The organism is Streptomyces sp. NPDC028635 (assembly GCF_040637635.1).
GTDB lineage: Bacteria > Actinomycetota > Actinomycetes > Streptomycetales > Streptomycetaceae > Streptomyces.
This window is the reverse complement of the sequence record NZ_JBEZWX010000019.1, coordinates 24,759-41,200: the sequence shown is the minus strand read 5'-3', so window position 1 is coordinate 41,200 and position 16,442 is coordinate 24,759. Positions and strand designations below refer to the sequence as shown.

Annotated in this window: 18 protein-coding genes; 8 read left to right on the top strand and 10 right to left on the bottom strand. The window is 73.5% G+C overall.

What is annotated here, in order from left to right; all coding sequences use genetic code 11:
* Positions 1–41 precede the first annotated feature (41 nt).
* The 4 genes from AB0E88_RS21070 to AB0E88_RS21055 form a co-directional block, all read right to left on the bottom strand.
* Positions 42–473: a hypothetical protein gene (locus tag AB0E88_RS21070; RefSeq protein ID WP_361632487.1), complete on the bottom strand. Its 432-nt coding sequence runs from the start codon at positions 471–473 to the stop codon at positions 42–44.
* 28 nt (positions 474–501) lie between these two features.
* On the bottom strand, positions 502–1,335 hold the full coding sequence (locus tag AB0E88_RS21065; RefSeq protein WP_361632485.1) for a DUF1206 domain-containing protein: 834 nt from the start codon (positions 1,333–1,335) through the stop codon (positions 502–504).
* 163 nt (positions 1,336–1,498) lie between these two features.
* Positions 1,499–2,350 (bottom strand): SigB/SigF/SigG family RNA polymerase sigma factor, encoded by an 852-nt coding sequence (locus AB0E88_RS21060; RefSeq protein WP_361632483.1) that lies wholly within the window; start codon positions 2,348–2,350, stop codon positions 1,499–1,501.
* A gap of 205 nt (positions 2,351–2,555) precedes the next feature.
* On the bottom strand, positions 2,556–3,005 hold the full coding sequence (locus tag AB0E88_RS21055; RefSeq protein ID WP_361632481.1) for an ATP-binding protein: 450 nt from the start codon (positions 3,003–3,005) through the stop codon (positions 2,556–2,558).
* A gap of 318 nt (positions 3,006–3,323) precedes the next feature.
* Between AB0E88_RS21055 and AB0E88_RS21050 the strand changes: the two genes are divergently transcribed.
* The 3 genes from AB0E88_RS21050 (at position 3,324) to AB0E88_RS21040 (ending at position 5,802) form a co-directional block, all read left to right on the top strand.
* Positions 3,324–3,551: a hypothetical protein gene (locus AB0E88_RS21050; RefSeq protein ID WP_361632479.1), complete on the top strand. Its 228-nt coding sequence runs from the start codon at positions 3,324–3,326 to the stop codon at positions 3,549–3,551.
* Positions 3,552–3,601: 50 nt separating this feature from the next.
* Positions 3,602–5,068 (top strand): aminotransferase class I/II-fold pyridoxal phosphate-dependent enzyme, encoded by a 1,467-nt coding sequence (locus AB0E88_RS21045; RefSeq protein WP_361632477.1) that lies wholly within the window; start codon positions 3,602–3,604, stop codon positions 5,066–5,068.
* A gap of 284 nt (positions 5,069–5,352) precedes the next feature.
* On the top strand, positions 5,353–5,802 hold the full coding sequence (locus AB0E88_RS21040; protein ID WP_361632475.1) for a cyclic nucleotide-binding domain-containing protein: 450 nt from the start codon (positions 5,353–5,355) through the stop codon (positions 5,800–5,802).
* Positions 5,803–6,260: 458 nt separating this feature from the next.
* On the opposite strand, the gene AB0E88_RS21035 is transcribed toward AB0E88_RS21040, so the two are convergent.
* Together AB0E88_RS21035 and AB0E88_RS21030 are read right to left on the bottom strand one after the other, a co-directional pair.
* Positions 6,261–7,565 carry an MFS transporter gene (locus tag AB0E88_RS21035; RefSeq protein ID WP_361632473.1) on the bottom strand — a complete coding sequence of 435 codons (1,305 nt, stop codon included), beginning with the start codon at positions 7,563–7,565 and terminating at the stop codon, positions 6,261–6,263.
* A gap of 91 nt (positions 7,566–7,656) precedes the next feature.
* On the bottom strand, positions 7,657–8,268 hold the full coding sequence (locus AB0E88_RS21030; RefSeq protein ID WP_361632471.1) for a LysE/ArgO family amino acid transporter: 612 nt from the start codon (positions 8,266–8,268) through the stop codon (positions 7,657–7,659).
* A 77-nt stretch (positions 8,269–8,345) separates the two neighbouring features.
* Here AB0E88_RS21030 and AB0E88_RS21025 point away from each other — a divergent pair, with 77 nt between their 5' ends.
* Positions 8,346–9,248, top strand: coding sequence for a LysR family transcriptional regulator ArgP (locus AB0E88_RS21025; RefSeq protein ID WP_361632470.1), 903 nt, complete (start codon positions 8,346–8,348; stop codon positions 9,246–9,248).
* A 143-nt stretch (positions 9,249–9,391) separates the two neighbouring features.
* Positions 9,392–9,640 carry a WhiB family transcriptional regulator gene (locus AB0E88_RS21020; RefSeq protein ID WP_361632468.1) on the top strand — a complete coding sequence of 83 codons (249 nt, stop codon included), beginning with the start codon at positions 9,392–9,394 and terminating at the stop codon, positions 9,638–9,640.
* Between the two features lie 77 nt (positions 9,641–9,717).
* Here the strand turns inward: AB0E88_RS21020 and AB0E88_RS21015 are convergent, their stop codons facing one another.
* Together AB0E88_RS21015 and AB0E88_RS21010 are read right to left on the bottom strand one after the other, a co-directional pair.
* Positions 9,718–10,182 (bottom strand): DUF6098 family protein, encoded by a 465-nt coding sequence (locus AB0E88_RS21015; protein WP_361632466.1) that lies wholly within the window; start codon positions 10,180–10,182, stop codon positions 9,718–9,720.
* 77 nt (positions 10,183–10,259) lie between these two features.
* A complete protein-coding gene (locus AB0E88_RS21010) occupies positions 10,260–11,627 on the bottom strand; it encodes a M1 family metallopeptidase (protein ID WP_361632627.1) in 1,368 nt (455 codons plus the stop codon).
* A 285-nt stretch (positions 11,628–11,912) separates the two neighbouring features.
* Between AB0E88_RS21010 and AB0E88_RS21005 the strand changes: the two genes are divergently transcribed.
* Positions 11,913–12,269: a DUF488 family protein gene (locus AB0E88_RS21005; RefSeq protein WP_361632464.1), complete on the top strand. Its 357-nt coding sequence runs from the start codon at positions 11,913–11,915 to the stop codon at positions 12,267–12,269.
* 106 nt (positions 12,270–12,375) lie between these two features.
* Here AB0E88_RS21005 and AB0E88_RS21000 read toward each other — a convergent pair whose 3' ends face one another.
* Both AB0E88_RS21000 and AB0E88_RS20995 read right to left on the bottom strand, forming a co-directional pair.
* Positions 12,376–14,049, bottom strand: coding sequence for an FAD-binding dehydrogenase (locus tag AB0E88_RS21000; RefSeq protein WP_361632462.1), 1,674 nt, complete (start codon positions 14,047–14,049; stop codon positions 12,376–12,378).
* Between the two features lie 11 nt (positions 14,050–14,060).
* On the bottom strand, positions 14,061–14,690 hold the full coding sequence (locus AB0E88_RS20995) for a TetR/AcrR family transcriptional regulator (protein ID WP_361632460.1): 630 nt from the start codon (positions 14,688–14,690) through the stop codon (positions 14,061–14,063).
* A 134-nt stretch (positions 14,691–14,824) separates the two neighbouring features.
* Between AB0E88_RS20995 and AB0E88_RS20990 the strand changes: the two genes are divergently transcribed.
* Both AB0E88_RS20990 and AB0E88_RS20985 read left to right on the top strand, forming a co-directional pair.
* Entirely contained in the window at positions 14,825–15,454 is a 630-nt protein-coding gene (locus AB0E88_RS20990; RefSeq protein WP_361632458.1) for an alpha-ketoglutarate-dependent dioxygenase AlkB, read from the top strand.
* 82 nt (positions 15,455–15,536) lie between these two features.
* Positions 15,537–16,283, top strand: coding sequence for an MBL fold metallo-hydrolase (locus AB0E88_RS20985; protein ID WP_361632456.1), 747 nt, complete (start codon positions 15,537–15,539; stop codon positions 16,281–16,283).
* Positions 16,284–16,442 lie beyond the last annotated feature (159 nt).

Below are 16,442 nucleotides of genomic sequence, written 5' to 3'. Positions count from 1 at the left end.
CTGGGCGTCCGCGCCACCGCCCCGGCCCGAGGAGCCCGGTGTCAGAAGTCGCTCGGGAGGCCGCTGGCCTCGGCGATGCCGCGCAGTTCCTCGTCGGTGCGGCGGCGCTCGTGGAGGTAGCCGGCGATGCGGCCGAGGCTCGCGGGGTCGGCGGCGGTGGCCGCGTCGGTGACCACGCGGACCGGTCCGGAGCCGTCCACGTCTATCTCGACGACCTGGTTGTCCAGGCGTCCGGTCACGGCGGTGGCGATGACGAGGGCCGCCTCGTCGCGGATCACCTGGGGCAGGCCGTCCGCGCGGTCGCAGTCCACGACCAGCTCCATGCCTCCGAAGCGCTGCTCGTCGATGGCCCGCAGCACCGGTTCCACGACGCTGAGCAGCAGCTGGAAGTCGTCGCTGTCCATGCGGAACCGCAGCAGGTCGAGGTAGACGTCCACGGGGCGTTCGTCCGGCGGGAGGTCTGAGTCGTCCATGTCCCCCGTGTTCCCCGGCCCGGGCCGCTCAGACCCGCCGCCAGCGCGCCAGAGCGAAGGAGAACACCCCGAACAGCACGAGTCCGGCCGCGACGAGCGCCAGCAGCCACGGTCCGAGCGGGGTGCCGGCGAACGAGCGCAGGGTGTCGTCGAGCCCCTTGGCGCGCGCCGGGTCGTAGGAGACGGCCGCGCGGACGGCGAAGGCGCCGGCGGTCGTGAAGACGAGGCCGCGCGCGACGCCGCCCGCCACGCCGGTGATGTCGGTGAGCCGCACGGCCCACCGCGACATCCGCGCCAGCCGCAGCTCGTCCCGGTACTTCCGCCGGGCGGCGGCGACGGCGATCCACACGCCGGTCACGACGATCCCGGCTCCGACGGCGCCGACGACCCACTGCCCGGCGGGCAGGCCGAGGACCCGCGCGGTGACGTCGCGGGACTGCCGGTCGCTGGACCCGCCGCCGCCCGATCCGGCCGCGAAGGACAGCACGGAGAAGGCGACGGAGCAGTAGAAGACGCAGCGGACCACCGCGAGGAGCCGCTTCTTCGCGGAGCGGCCGTCCTTGCCGGCCGAGCCGAACACGGCCTCGGACAGCCGCCACAGCGCCATCCCGGTCAGGCCGACGCCGAGCGCCCACAGCAGCACCGCGCCGAGCGGCTGCTGCGACAGTTCGGCGAGCGCGCCGCCGCGGTCGGCCTGGTGGCCGCCGTCACCGGCGGAGATCTGCAGCGCCAGCGCGCCGACCAGCAGATAGATCACGCCCCGCGCGGCCAGTCCCGCGCGGGCCGCGCCCTCGGTGAGCGTCCCCCGCGCCATCCGTTCGGCCTCGGCACGGCCGCCCTGCCCCATGGCATAAGTGTTCATTCTCGCCTCCCCGACTCCGGATGCCCCGAGCCGCGGTGAACACACCGCGCGGCCCCGGTCCGCCCCCTGGAACCGTCACCCGAAACGCCGTACGCCTCCCGGATCCCGCGTGGTGTCCGCGGGACCCGGAAGGCGTACGGCGTCGTCGGTGTGCGGTGGTGGCTCAGCGGGGAGCGGGGCCCGGGCGGCCGTGGCGCCGGCCCATGGCCTCCTCGCGGACCCGGGCGCAGCTGCGGCTGATCAGCCGTGAGACGTGCATCTGGGAGATGCCGAGGCAGTCGGCGATACGGCTCTGCGTCATGTCCTCGAAGAAGCGCATGTAGAGGATGGCGCGTTCGCGTTCCGGCAGGTGGCGCAGGCCCTCCTTGGCGGACTCGCGGTCGATGACGATGTCGTAGGAGCCGTCCGGTGCGCCGAGGGTGTCGGCGAGGCTGTAGCCGTCGTCGTCGGCGGACACCTCGGCGTCCAGGGACAGCGTGCTGAAGCTGTCCAGGGCCTCGAGACCGGCGTTGACCTCGTCCTCGGTCAGTCCGGTGTGGGCGGCGATGTCGGCGACGGAGGGCTCGGGGGATCCGGGGCTCTGGGTGAGGTCGCGGCGGGCGAGCCGTACCTTGTTGCGCAGCTCCTGCACCCGGCGGGGCACGCGCAGCGCCCACATCCGGTCGCGGAAGTGACGCTTGACCTCGCCGGTGATGGTGGGCACGGCGTAGCTCTCGAAGGCGCCGCGGCTCGGGTCGTAGCGGTCGATGGCCTTCACCAGGCCCAGCGCGGCCACCTGGCGCAGGTCCTCCAGCGACTCGCCGCGGTCGCGGAAGCGACCGGCGATGCGGTGGGCCATGGGCAGCCAGGCGGTGACGAGCTCGTCGCGCAGGGCCTCGCGCTCGGGGCCGTCCTCCAGCGCGGCGAGACGGGCGAACGCCTCCACGGTGTCGGGGGCGTCGTCGTGGGACCGCCCCGGGGACGTGGTGGGTCGGACGTCCGTGCCGGGTCGGCTTGTCGACATGTCGCTCAGCATGATGCGGATTCGCTCCTGACAGGTGATCTCAGGGACTTACCGCGGGAGGGGTGGCCTTGCCGTCCGGTTCGCCGTCAGGCATCTGGGCGGCCATACCGCTCCCGCTGACGCGCCTCCGGTCCGAAGCACGAAACTGCGTGTGCCCCTCCACTCCGGCAGCAAACACGGCCGGCGAGATGGGCTGCGGGACCTCGCCGGAAGGAGGTCACGCGAAGACGGGCACCTCGGCCGTGATCCGCTTGCCGCCCGCGGGCAGGTCGCTGACGTGCACGTCTCGGGCGAGCCGGCACACGATGGGCCAGCCGCGGCCGCCGACCCTGCGCCGTCCGTCGGTGCCGACGGGTGCCGTCGTCATGGGCAGCCGCCGGCTGCGGTCGCACACGGACACCCGTACTCCCCCGGAGACGAGGTCCACGGCGTAGTCGGTGACCCCGCCGCCGTGCAGGATGGCGTTGGACGTCAGCTCCGAGGCGACGAGCAGCGCGTCCGAGAGCGCTTCGGCGTCGCAGTGCGCTCCCGTGGCCCGGCAGCGCCGGTCGACGGCGCGGCGCACGGCCGCGCGGACATCGGCCGGGCAGCAGGCTCCGCACTGCTCGCAGCTGCCTGTCTCCGGGCTCCCTGCCTCCAGGGGGTCGATGGCGTACTCCGCGGTCATCCTCGCTCCCTCACAGTGGTCCCTGGCGCGTTCGGTGAAGGGCCGGCGCGCTCGTCCGGGTCGGGTGGTCCATTGGTCCGGCGCCCCGGTGCCGCGTGCACCGGCCGGGCCGGCGCCGCGTGCACGGCCGGATCCGGCCGACCGGGTCCGCCGGGGGCGTCGCACCGCCCGGGGATCCCCGGTGTCCGCGGGGTGCGGACCCTTGTACTCCGGCTGACCTCTCCCGGCCGCGGCAAACCTGGCGTTTCGGGCATGCACCGTCCTCGACGCGTGCGGCCGCTCCGTCATCGACGCGTCGGGGCGGGGTAGTCGAACGGCATGACCGATGTCGTGGACTCAGACGAGCTGTTGCGACGGATCCAGCGCGCCCGGGCCTGCGCCGCCGAGGAGGCGCGCGGCTGGCGGGCCCGCAGCGAGGAAGCGGAAGGGCGAGGGGAGACGGAGAGCGGGGTCTCGGAGGCCGCGGTGCGCGGCGTGGCGTACGAGGTGGTGCTGCGGGTGCTGGACGAGATCGTCACGCCCGGCGCGCACGCGAAACCGGACTGATCACCCGGGTGCGCCGGGTTGCCCGTCGCGGGTACGGGAACCCGGCGCCCATGTCTGCCGATCACGCGCGAGCACCCGTTCTGGACGCCCTGGTGGACTACCGTCGCCGGGGCCGTCTGTCGTTCACCCCGCCGGGCCACAAGCAGGCCCGCGGCGCCGACCCGGCCGTACGGGAGGTGCTGGGGGACGCGGTGTTCCTCGGTGACGTCCTGGCGGCCGGCGGGCTGGACGACCGGCTGACCCGCGGGCAGGTGCTGGAGCGGGCCGAGAAGCTGATGGCCGACGCGGTGCACGCCGAGCACACGTTCTTCACCACCTGCGGCAGTTCCCTGTCCGTGAAGGCCGCCATGCTGTCGGTGGCGGGGCCGCACGAGAAGCTCCTGATCGGGCGGGACGCGCACAAGTCGGTGGTGTCGGGGCTGGTCCTGTCCGGGGTCGAGCCCGTGTGGGTGGAACCGCGCTGGGACGCCGAGCGGCATCTGGCGCACCCGCCGGGGACCGAGGACTTCGCCCGGGCCTTCGCGGCGCACCCGGACGCCAAGGGCGCGCTGGTGACCTCGCCGACTCCGTACGGCGCCTGCGCGGACCTGCGCGCCCTCGCGCAGGTGTGCCACGACCGGGGCGTGCCGCTGATCGTGGACGAGGCATGGGGCGCCCATCTCCCCTTCCACCCGGATCTGCCGTCCTGGGCGATGGACTCGGGCGCCGACATCTGCGTGACGAGCATCCACAAGATGGGCAGCGGTCTGGAGCAGGGCTCGGTCTTCCATGTGCAGGGCGACCTCGTGCCGCCGCAGCTGCTGAAGAACCGCTCGGACCTGCTGAGCACCACCAGTCCGTCGGTGCTGATCTACGCGGGCCTGGACGGCTGGCGGCGGCAGATGGCGCTGCACGGCCGCGAGCTCATGGGCGGTGCGCTGGAGCTGGCCGCCGAGGTGCGCGAGGCCATCGAGGAGATCGGCGGGCTGCACGTCAACGACCGGGACGACTTCTGCGGCTCCTCTCTCGCCGTCGACTTCGACCCGCTGCCGACGATCATCGACCTCGCGGGGCTCGGTGTCACCGGGTACCGGGCGGCGGACTGGCTGCGCGAGCACCGCGAGGTGGAGATGCATCTGGTCGACCACCGGCGGATCGGCGCGCAGATCACGCACGGGGACGATCGCCGGACGACCGGAGAGCTGCTGTCCGCGCTCAAGGAGCTGGCGCGGGTCGCGCCGGAGCTGCGGGGCGCGCCGCAGGTGGAGGTGCCGTCGCCGCGTGAGCTGCGGCTGGAACAGGTGGCGCTGCCGCGTGACGCGTTCTTCGGGCCCGCGGAGGATGTGCCGGTCGCCGAGGCGGCGGGGCGCACCGCGGCCGAGATGATCACGCCGTATCCGCCGGGCATCCCGGCGGTGCTGCCCGGCGAGCGGCTGACCGAGCCGGTGCTGCGCTATCTGCGCACGGGACTGGCGGCGGGGATGTACCTTCCCGATCCCGGTGACCCGGAGCTGGGGACCGTCCGGGTGGTGAAGTGAAACAGGTCACGTGACCGGGTTTCGGTTGGGCATCTGCACCGGAGATGGTTTACGGTTCATCCATACGTGGTGACGGGGTCGACCCTCGTAGTCCTCCGTACACCACCCTTTACGGCCCTGGCTGGTTTCCCCCGTCCAGCCAGGGCTTCTTCATGCCCGCGCACCGGCGTCCGCCGATCGTGCCGTGGACTTACGCCGTCCGCCGAGGTGCCTGTCGGCCCGGCAGCGGCTGAAATGGGCGTAGGGAAAGCACCGGAACCATCGCCGGCGAGGAGCCCCGCCTGATGACCAAAGCGACGAAACTGCTGACCGCTCTGCCCCCGCCCCAGCGTCGGCACCTCATGGAACTCGCCCATGAGGTGTCCTTCCCCGAGGACACCCATATCTTCGAGGCGGGCGGACGGGCCGACCGCTTCTGGGTCATCCGCTCCGGATCGGTCTCCCTGACCCAGCAGGTGACGTCGATCCAGCGGGTCACCGTCGCCTCCCTGGGCGCGGGCGACCTGCTCGGCTGGTCCTGGCTGTTCCCGCCGTACCAGTGGGACTTCGGCTCGGAGGCCTTCAGCCCGGTGCGCGCCTACGAGTTCCAGGCGCAGCCGGTGCTGCGGCTGTGCGAGGAGGAACCCGCGCTCGGCTTGTCGCTCATGCGCATCGTCGCCGAGATCCTGGCCCACCGGCTGGAGACGACCCGCAACAAGCTGATGGAGCAGTACTCCATGCGGCGCTCCCGCTAGGTCCGCGGGTAAGAGGCGATCCGGCCTCCAGCGCGGGCTCGGGCGGTCCAGCCCCGGTCCTGCCGGCGGCGCGGCCCCCGCAGGTGCGGGCGGCCGCGGACGCGCTGCCGCTCGGTCCGCGCGACCGGTGTCCGCGCGACGCGCGCGGGGCCGAGGCGCGACGGGGCCGAGGGACGACCGGGCCGGATCGGGACGGCCGGGTCGGAGCGGGGGACGGCCGGGTCGGAGCGGGGACGGCCGGGTCGGAGCGGGGACGGCCGGGTCGGAGCGGGGGACGGCCGGGCGGATGCCGCGCGGGTGCGGTGTGGCGCGCCCGGCCCCGGCCCTGCGTCCCGCCGTCATCCGACCGGTGCCTCTCGGCCTGTCCGGCGTTCCCCCACCATCCGACCGGAGCCTCTCGGCGCTGTCCCGCGTCCCCCCACCGTCCGGCCGGTGCCTCTCGGCGCGGTACTCGGCCGTCAGATCCGGTAACGCCGCAGCGCCGGCATCGTCGTGGCCAGCAGGAGCATGACCGTGACGACGAGCAGGCCGCCGCCCGCCACCGCCGTGCGCGGACCGAAGGCCGAGCCCGCCGTGCCGTGCAGGACGTCTGCCAGGCGGGGGCCGCCCGCGACCACGACCGTGAACACGCCCTGCATCCGGCCGCGCATCTCGTCGGTGGCGGCGGAGAGCAGGATCGCCCCGCGGAAGACCATGGAGATCATGTCGGCGAGCCCCGCCGCCGCCAGGAACAGCACCGCGAGCCACAGATTGCCGCTCAGCCCGAAGCCGGTGATCGCCGCGCCCCAGGCGACGACGGCACCGATCACCATCCAGCCGTGCCGGCGGGCGCGGGAGAACGTGCCGGAGAACAGCCCGCCGAGCACCGCACCCACCGGGATCGCGGCGAACAGCAGGCCGAGGGCGAGACCCTCGCCGTAGGAGGCGTAGGTCTGGTCGGCGAGCTGCGGGAACAGGGCGCGGGGCATGCCGAGGACCATCGCCACGATGTCGGCGAGGAAGGACAGCAGCAGCACCTTGTGCCCGGAGATGTAGCGGAAGCCCTCCGCTATCTGGCGCACGCCCGCGCGCCGGGCCGCGGCCTGTCCGAGCGGCGGCAGCGCCGGCAGCCGGAACACCGCCCACAGCGTGACGCACAGCGCGAGGGCGTCGAGGAGATACAGCTCGGGCAGGCCGATGACGGGGATCAGCGCGCCCGCGAGCAGCGGCCCGGCGACCAGGCCGGTCTGCATGACCGTCGAACCGAGCGCGTTGGCGGCGGGCAGCTCGTCGGCGGGGACGAGACGTGCGATGGAGGCGTTGCGGGCGGGCGAGTTGAGGCCGAAAAACGCCTGCTGGAGTGCGAGCAGCACCATGAGCACGCCCACGGAGTCCAGTCCGACGGCGGCCTGCACCCAGAACAGCACCGAGGTGACCGCGATACCGGCGTTGGTGACCAGCAGCAGCCGGCGCCGGTCCATGGTGTCGGCGACCGCACCGCCCCACAGCGCGAACACCACCATCGGCACCAGGCCGGCGAGGCCCGCGTAGCCGACCCAGGCCGAGGAGCCGGTGATGTCGTAGATCTGCTTGGGCACGGCCACGGCGGTGAGCTGGCTGCCGACGGCCGTGACGATGGTCGAGGACCACAGGCGCCGGTAGGCCGGGCGGCGCAGGGGACGCGTGTCCATCGCCCATCGGCGCCAGCCCGTACGCACGTGCGGCGCCGGGGCCGCCGTGCGCGGCTCGTCCTTCTCTTCGGTGGTGCTCTCGCTGGTGTCCACGGGGTCCCTGGATGGTCGCTACATCTTTTTGTTGCCAGGGTTCACTATCGCAGCACCCGCTGTGCGCCCGGCCGGGTGACCGGCGACCGGGTCAGCTGCCGGCGATCAGGGACACCCCCAGCGTGAGCATCGTGGCGGCGACCAGGGCGTCCAGGACCCGCCAGGCCGCCGGGCGGGCGAGGTGCCGGCTCAGCAGGCGGGCACCGAAGCCGAGGGCGGCGAACCAGCACAGGCTGGCGAGCGCGGCCCCGAGGCCGAAGGTCCAGCGCAGCGGGCCGCGGTCGGCGGCGATGGAGCCGAGCAGGAAGACGGTGTCGAGGTAGACGTGCGGGTTGAGCCAGGTCATCGCCAGACAGGTGAGCACCGCGCGACGGCGTGAGCCCGACGCCTCGCCCTCCGCCCGGAGCGCCCCCGGCTTCAGCACCCGCCGCGCGGCGAGGAGGCCGTAGCCCAGCAGGAACGCGCCGCCGATCCAGCCGACCGCCGTCAGCGCGCCCGGCCAGGCCACCACCACGGCGCCCACGCCACCCACCCCGAGGGCGATGAGCAGCGCGTCCGACAGGGCGCAGATGCCGACGACGGCGAGGACCGCGTCCCGGCGGATCCCCTGGCGCAGGACGAAGGCGTTCTGGGCTCCGATGGCGACGATGAGCGACAGGCCGGTGCCGAAACCCGCGGCGGCGGCGGTGAGTGAGCTGGGCATGCCCTCGACGCTACGGAAGCGATCACTGCGCGTACAGCTGAAGATTCTTACGTATCATTAGCTCACGTGATGGTGCGATGACCGCGGAGCTTCCCCTCGACCAGGTGCGCACACTGCTCGCGGTGGTCGACGAGGGCACGTTCGACGCGGCGGCGGCCGCCCTGCACGTGACGCCCTCGGCGGTCAGCCAGCGGGTCAAGGCCCTCGAGCAGCGCACCGGGCGTGTCCTGCTGCTGCGCACCAAGCCGGTGCGGCCCACCGAGTCGGGGGCGGTGCTCGTGCGGCTCGCCCGGCAGGTGGCCCGGCTGGAGCGGGACGCCCACGCCGAGCTGGGACTCAGCGGCGCCGGGGAGCCGGTGCGGGTGCCGGTGGCGGTGAACGCGGACTCGCTGGCCACCTGGTTCCTCGGCGCGCTCACCCGGGTGCCCGATGAGCTGGGGCTCTGCTTCGAGCTGCGCCGCGAGGACGAGGACCACACGGCGGCCCTGCTGCGCGAGGGGCTGGTGATGGCGGCGGTGACGTCCTCCGCCGACGCCGTGCCCGGCTGCTCGGTGCGGTTCCTCGGCCGGATGCGCTATCTGCCGGTGGCGGCCCCCGCCTTCGCCGCACGGCATCTGACGCACGGTCCGCTGGCCGACGTCCTCACCGAGGCGCCGGTGATCGTCTTCGACCGGCGCGACGACTTCCAGGACGGATTCGTACGGCGGTTGCGCGGCGGCCGTGGCGCGGCGAGCGCGCTGCGGCACCACGTGCCGACGTCGGAGGGGTTCGCCGAGTCGGTCGCCGCCGGGCTCGGCTGGGGCATGGTGCCCGAGGCGCAGGCCGGGCCGCTGCTGCGCGCGGGGCGCCTGGTGGAACTGGCGCCAGGACGGACGGTTGATGTCCCCCTGTACTGGCAGCAGTGGCGGCTGGACTCCCCCGCGCTGGCCGCGGTCGCCGACGCGGTGGCGGAGACGGCCGCCGCGGCGCTGCGCGGCTGACCTGCGGTACCCCGTCGGGGTAGCGCGTCCCAACGGGCAAGGAATAATGGGGTGTTTCACCCCAGCATCGACAGGTGACCCGAAGGCGAGCGAATCAACCGCAAGCCCACGCGACCCATCGATGCAATCGAAGGTGACTTCTGATGCACAACTGGCGAGAGCACGCCGCATGCCGCCACGAGGACCCCGACCTCTTCTTCCCGATCGGCACCACCGGGCCGTCGCTGGTCCAGACCGAGCAGGCGAAGGCGGTGTGCCGGGGCTGCCCGGTCCAGGAGCCGTGCCTGCGGTTCGCGCTGGACAGCGACCAGACGATAGGCGTGTGGGGCGGCACCAGCGAGACGGAACGCCGCCGACTGCGGCGCCGGGCGGGCAGCCGCAGGTCCGGATAGGGCCCGGAACGGACGGCGGCCACGGCGGCGGCCGTCCGCATGCGGTCGGATTCCGCGGCCGCGGCCCGCGTCGCCTCTCAGGAGGGAGCACGGCCGCGGCCGGTGCGGTCCAGCGGACCCCAGTCGCGGCGCTGCCTGTCCACCTCGGTGCGGGCCTCGTCGATCACGGCGGGGTCGATCCAGCACATCGGCTGGACCTCGACGACCAAGGGCTCGTTGTCCGGACCTCGTCCCGTCTCGTGCCCCTGCAGCACCCAGGGCCGGATGCCGGGCCCTTTCTCGTGCGGCAGATGAGCGTAGTCGTACAGCCGGCGCGCCACCCAGAGCCGGAGCGGGCGGCCCTCCCACCACTCCTCGACGTCGAGCGGGTTGGCTGACAGGCCCGGCATGGGGACGCCCGTGAGCTCGTCGGTGCTGGAGACCTTGCCGAGGTCGGTCCGCGGCCCCTTGGACCAGCGCACGTACAGCCGCCGGTTGCCGTCCACGAGACCGGTGAGTTCGGCGAGCGAGCGCACGACCGGCAGGTCGTCCCCTTGGTGCATGGCAGGACCTCCCTGTGAGCCGTTCAGGCCGACGGAGTACCCGAGGGGCGCACGGGAAACCAGGGAGGTCACCGCGGTCAGGGCCGGGCCGGTTTGCCCGGGGCGTAGAGCCAGGTGTGGAGCAGGGCGTCCACGTTCTTGCCGGTCAGGCGCTCGGTGAGGGCGACGAAGCCGGCGGTCGTACCGTGGCCGTAGCGGTGCTCGCCCGCCCAGCCGCGCAGGACGCGCCAAAAGGCGCGGTCTCCGACGGCCCGGCGCAGGACCTGCAGGGCCATGGCGCCGCGTGCGTAGACGGGGGTGCCGAAGATGCGGGCGCCGCTGCCGGGGTCGGCGGGCGGATAAGCCCACAGCGGGTCGCTCGCCGGGCGGGCGTAGAGCGAGTCGAAGGTCCGCTGGGCGCTCGGGCCGCCGTGCTGCTCGTCGTAGAGCCAGGACGCGTAGGTCGCGAAGCCCTCGTTCAGCCAGATGTCTTTCCAGCTGGTGAGCGAGACGGAGTCGCCGAACCACTGGTGGGCCGACTCGTGCACGAGGGTGTCGACGTCGGGCGCGGAGTCATATACGGGACGGGTCTGTGTCTCCAGCGCGTAGCCGACGTCCGGCGCGTGGTCGACGATCGAGCCCGCGGCCCGGAAGGGGTACGGCCCGAAGATTCGGCTCTCCCAGGACAGGACCTCCGGCAGCCGCTTCAGCACGGGCTCGGCGGCACCGGCCTCCCTCGGGTCGACGGCGTCGTAGACGCGGATGCCGTCGCGGGTGGTGTACTGCCGCACCTTGAACGCGCCGATGGTGGCGGTGGCCAGGTAGGCGGCCATGGGCTCGGCCTGATGCCAGCGGAAGGTGGTGGCGCCGCGGGCGGTGCGCGTGCCGAGCAGGACGCCGTTGGCGACGGCGGTGCGCCCCTGGGGCACGGTGAGGGTGAAGTCGTACGACGCCTTGTCCAAGGGGTGGTTGTTGCCCGGGAACCACGTCATGGCGCCCTGCGGCTCCCCGGCGACGAACGCCCCGTCGTCCGTGGGGATCCAGCCGTCGGGGGATCCGTCCGGGTCGGTGACCGGCTTCGGGACGCCGTTGTAGGTGACGGTGACGCGGAACCGCTGCCCGGTGCGCAGGGCGTGGCGCGGCGTGACGACGAGTTCCTGGCCGTCGCGCCGGTAGGTGGCCCGGGCGTGGTCGACGGTGACGCCGGTGACCGTCAGGCCGGTCAGGTCCAGGTCGAACCGGGTCAGCGGCTGCGTGGCGCGTGCGGAGAGAACCGCACGGCCGTCGAGGTGGCGACCGCGGATGTCGTAACGCAGCGTCAGATCGTAGTGGCGTACGTGGTAGCCGCCGTTGCCGGCGAGCGGGAAATAGGGGTCGCCGACCCCCGCGCTCCCGGTCGTTCCTGCCGCGGCGGGCGTGGCGGTGGCCAGGAGGGCGGCGAGGGCGAAGGGGACGGTGGCAAGCACCGCGGTCCGCTTTCGCGGGGCGGTGCGTCCGGCGGACTGCCGGGAACGGCTGAGGAAGGCGGTGCGTCCGGTGGACTGCCGGGAACGGCTGAGGAAGGCGGTGCGTCTGGCGGGCTGCCGGGATCGGCTCACGTGCGCTCCTTGTGGGGTGCCGGGTGATCAACCGGGCCTCAGCGTAGGAGGCGCGGGCCGCCCGGTCGCCCCTCGTTCAGGCCACGTCGTACGGCGTCGTCCGGACGGCCCGGATTACGCTCGCAGCGACCGCCCCCGCAGAAAGGCCCGCCGATGAGCGTCCGCGTGCGTCGCGTGTACGACCCCCCGGAGCCGGACGACGGCGTCCGCGTCCTCGTCGACCGGCTCTGGCCGCGCGGCCTGGCGAAGGACGCCGCGCGCGTGGACGAGTGGCCGAAGGCGCTGACCCCGTCGACGGAGCTGCGCCGCTGGTACCACGCCGGCGAGGGCTCCTACGAGGAGTTCCGGCAGCGCTACGAGGCGGAGCTGGCGGAGCCGGAGGCGGCCGAACTGCTCGACCACCTCCGCACGTTGACCCGCCGCGGACGGGTCACGCTGCTGACCGCCTCGAAGGCGCCCGGCGAGTCCCACGCCGCTGTCCTGCTCGGGCTGCTGAAGGGAAAGCGGTAGGGCTCGGGCGGCTCAGGACCCGGTCGTCACGCGCTCTGCACTGTATCTGGGACGTGACGCGGTCCGCACGGTCCCGGACGTGACGCGGTCCACACGATCCGGGACGTCACGCGGTCTGCACCGCCGCCGCCCGCCCCGCGGCGCGCCCCGAGAACAGGCAGCCCCCGAGGAACGTGCCCTCCAGCGCGTTGTAGCCGTGGACGCCTCCGCCGCCGAAGCCGGCCACCTCACCGGCCGCGTACAGTCCGTCGATCGGCGTGCCGTCCTGGCCCAGGGCGCGCGAGTCGAGGTCGGTCTGGATGCCGCCGAGGGTCTTGCGGGTCAGGATGTGCAGCTTGACGCCGATGAGCGGGCCGGCCGCCGGGTCGAGGACGCGGTGCGGGGTGGCGACGCGGCCGAGGCGGTCGCCGATGTACCGGCGGGCGTTGCGGATGCCCTGCACCTGGGCGTCCTTGCTGTAGGGGTTGGCGATCTGCAGGTCCCGTGCCTCGATCTGGCGGCGGATCGTGCCGGCGTCGAGCAGCGGCTTGTCGGTGAGGCCGTTCATCTTCTCCACCAGCCGCTCCAGCGTGTCGGCGACGACGAAGTCCGCGCCGTGCCGCAGGAAGTCGGCGACCGGGCCGGGCGCGCCCTTGCCGAGCAGGCGGTCGCGCAGCACGGCGCCCTTGTCCTTGGCGGTGATGTCGGGGTTCTGCTCGGAGCCCGACAGCGCGAACTCCTTCTCGACGATCTTCCGGGTGAGGATGAACCAGGAGTGGTCGTACGCGGCGATGTCCTCGGTGGTGCGCAGGTGCTTCAGGGTGCTGAGGGTGTCGTAGCCGGGCAGGCATGGGTCGGGCAGACGGCGGCCGAGGGCGTCGAACCACAGCGAGGACGGGCCGGGCAGGATGCGGATGCCGTGGCCCGGCCAGATCGGGCTCCAGTTCCGCAGGCCCTCGGTGTAGTGCCACATACGGTCGCGGTTGACCAGCCGCACCCCGGCCTGGGCGCTGATGTCGAGCATGCGGCCGTCGACGTAGGCGGGCACGCCGGTGACCATCTCGGCGGGCGGGGTGCCGAGCCGCTCGGGCCAGTAGCGGCGCACGATGTCGTGGTTGGCGCCGATGCCGCCGGTGGTGACGATCACGGCCTGGGCGGTGAGCTCGAAGTCGCCCGTCTCGTCGCGGCTGGAGGCGACACCGCGCGGTGCGTCGTCGTCGGCGAGCAGCTTGCCGCGCACGCCGCGGGCCGCACCGCCGTCGATGACGAGTTCGTCGACGCGGTGGCGGTGGTGGAAGGTGAGCAGGCCGTCGCGCGCGGCCTGGCGGGCGTGGTCGACGAAGGGTTCGACGACGCCGGTGCCGGTGCCCCAGGCGATGTGGAAACGGGGTACGGAGTTGCCGTGGCCGTCGGCGCGCAGGTCGCCGCGCTCGGCCCAGCCGACCGTGGGCAGCAGTTCGATGCCGTGCCCGGTGAGCCAGGACCGCTTCTCCCCCGCCGCCCACTCGACGTAGGCGCGGGCCCAGCGCACCGCCCAGGAGTCCTCGTCGGCGAGCCGGTCGAAGCGTGCGCTGCCCTGCCAGTCGTTCCAGGCGAGGTCGAAGGAGTCCGTGACGCCGAGGCGCCGCTGCTCGGGTGTGTCGACGAGGAACAGTCCGCCGAAGGACCAGAACGCCTGCCCGCCGAGGTTGGCCGCGTTCTCCTGGTCGACGAGGGCGACGCGCCTGCCCCTGCTGGTCAGTTCGTGCGCCGCGACCAGGCCGGCGAGTCCGGCTCCGACGACGATGACGTCCGCGTCCATCCGCGTTCCCTTCAGGGTCGGGGGGTCGCGCTGCCGTCCGTGAGCAGCGCGGTGAGGAGTTGCTTGAGCCAGGCGCGGGCGTGCTCGACGTCCTTGTCCAGCAGCAGTTGGGTGGTGACGCCGTCGTAGGCGGCGACCACGGCGTGTGCGGCGCCGTCGGCGTCACCGAGGAGGGCGGGCAGCGGGGTGTGCGCGGTGGCACGGGCCAGCCGGCCGGCGATGGCCCGCCGCAGCCGCGCGCGGTGTTCGAGCAGGGTGCGGGCGACCTGCGGGGCGCGGGCGGCGTGCACCAGGAAGTCCGTCTTGACCAGCAGCCAGTCCACGTCGAGCAGGAGCACCTCGGTGACCCGGTCGACCGAGGCGGCCACGTCGAGGTCGGGACCGTCCTGGGCGAGGGCGCCCGCGACCTGCTCGGCGATCAGGTCGGCGCGCTGCTCGTACAGCGCGAAGAACAGCTCGTCCAGGCTGGAGAAGTTGGAGTAGAAGGCGCCGCGGCTGTAACCGGCGGCCTCGCAGACCTCCTCGATCGAGACCCGCCCGAAGCCCTTGGCGGCGAACACGGCGAACGCCGCGTCCAGCAGCTTGGCCCGCGTGCGCACCCGCCGCCGGGTGACCCGGCGAGTCGTGTCCTCCGTCACCACCGCCGCCTCCGCTCGCCGCCACGGGTCGCTCGTTCGATACGCGAATGTATCCGATACATCGATGTATCGAAAGGGCCTGCACGGCACCGGCGATCACATGGAACATATTTTCGATTCGGGGTTACGCTGGAGCCATGGCCACGCACCTCCAGGGCTCCCTGTTCGACCAGACCGACGAGCTGCGCCTCGGCTCCCTCGACGGGATCCGGCGCACCGAGCTGGGCTCCGGCGCGTGGATCGACGTGCTGCCGGGCTGGCTGACCGGCGCGGACGCCCTGTTCGAACAGCTCGCCGCCGAGGTCCCCTGGCGCGCGGAGCGGCGAAAGATGTACGACCAGGTCGTCGACGTCCCCCGGCTGCTGTCGTTCTACGGCGCGGACGACCCGCTCCCCCACCCGGTGCTCACCGAGGCCCGCGACCGGCTGTCCGCCCACTACCTCGAGGAGCTGGGCGAGCCGTTCACGACCGCCGGACTGTGCTTCTACCGCGACGGCCGCGACAGCGTCGCCTGGCACGGCGACCGGATCGGCCGGGGTTCACGGGAGGACACGATGGTCGCGATCCTGTCCGTGGGCGCCCCCCGCGACCTGCTGCTGCGCCCGGTGCACGGCGGTGGCGCCGCGGTCCGCCGGCCCCTGGGCCACGGCGACCTGATCGTGATGGGCGGCTCCTGCCAGCGGACGTGGGAGCACTGCATCCCCAAGTCCACCCGGGCCACGGGACCGCGCATCAGCATCCAGTTCCGCCCGCACGGCGTCCGCTGAAGGCGGCCCGCTCTCCGCGCCCTCCCCATGATCTGCTTTGCTGTGCGCCGACGGCCAGCGACCTCACACGGGGGACGGACACATGCGAGCGGACGTACGCCAAGTCGCCGACGGCACCTACCTGGTGCACGGCTCCAACACCAACTGGGTGATCCTCAAGGACGGCGACGCCGTGACGCTCGTCGACACGGGCTATCCCGGCGACCGGCAGCTGGTGCTGGACTCCCTGGCCCAGGTCGGCAGCGCACCGCAGGCCGTGGCGGCCGTGCTGATCACCCACGCCCACAACGACCACCTGGGTTCGGCCGAGTACCTGCGGGCCGCCCACGGCACACCGGTCTATCTGCACGAGGCCGAAGTGCCCCACGCCCGCCGGGACTTCCTCCAGCAGGTCACCGTCGGCGAGGTGCTGCGCAACGCCTGGCGGCCCGGCGTGCTGCCGTGGATGGTGCACGCGCTGCGCTCCGGCGGCACCGAGCAGCACCCCGTCACCGCTCCCGCCGCCTTCCCCGGCACCGGTGCGCTGGACCTGCCCGGCCGGCCCGTGCCCGTGCACACACCGGGGCACACCGACGGCCACTGCGTCTTCCACCTGCCCGGGACCGGTGTCCTGATCTCCGGTGACGCGCTGGTCAGCGGCCACCCCACCTCGCGTGCGACGGGACCGCAGCTGCTGCCGGACATGTTCCACCACGAGCGGGCCGAAGCGGTGGCCTCCCTGGAGATCATCAAGGGCCTGGAGGCCGACGTCCTGCTGCCGGGCCACGGGCCGGTGCTCCGGGGCGGCATGGCGGCGGCCGCCCAGCAGGCGTGGGAACGGGCCGCGTAGGCGGCCCGATCCGGGCCACCCGACCGCCCGCCGGCGCGCAGCGAGCGCGCCGTGCGCACGCCGAGCAGGGCCGTGCGGGCCGCGGCGAGGACTCCGCCTGTCGCCCGCACGGCATGGCACAGCCGTCCGCGCGGCGCCCCGGCCGTCCCCGCGGCGCTG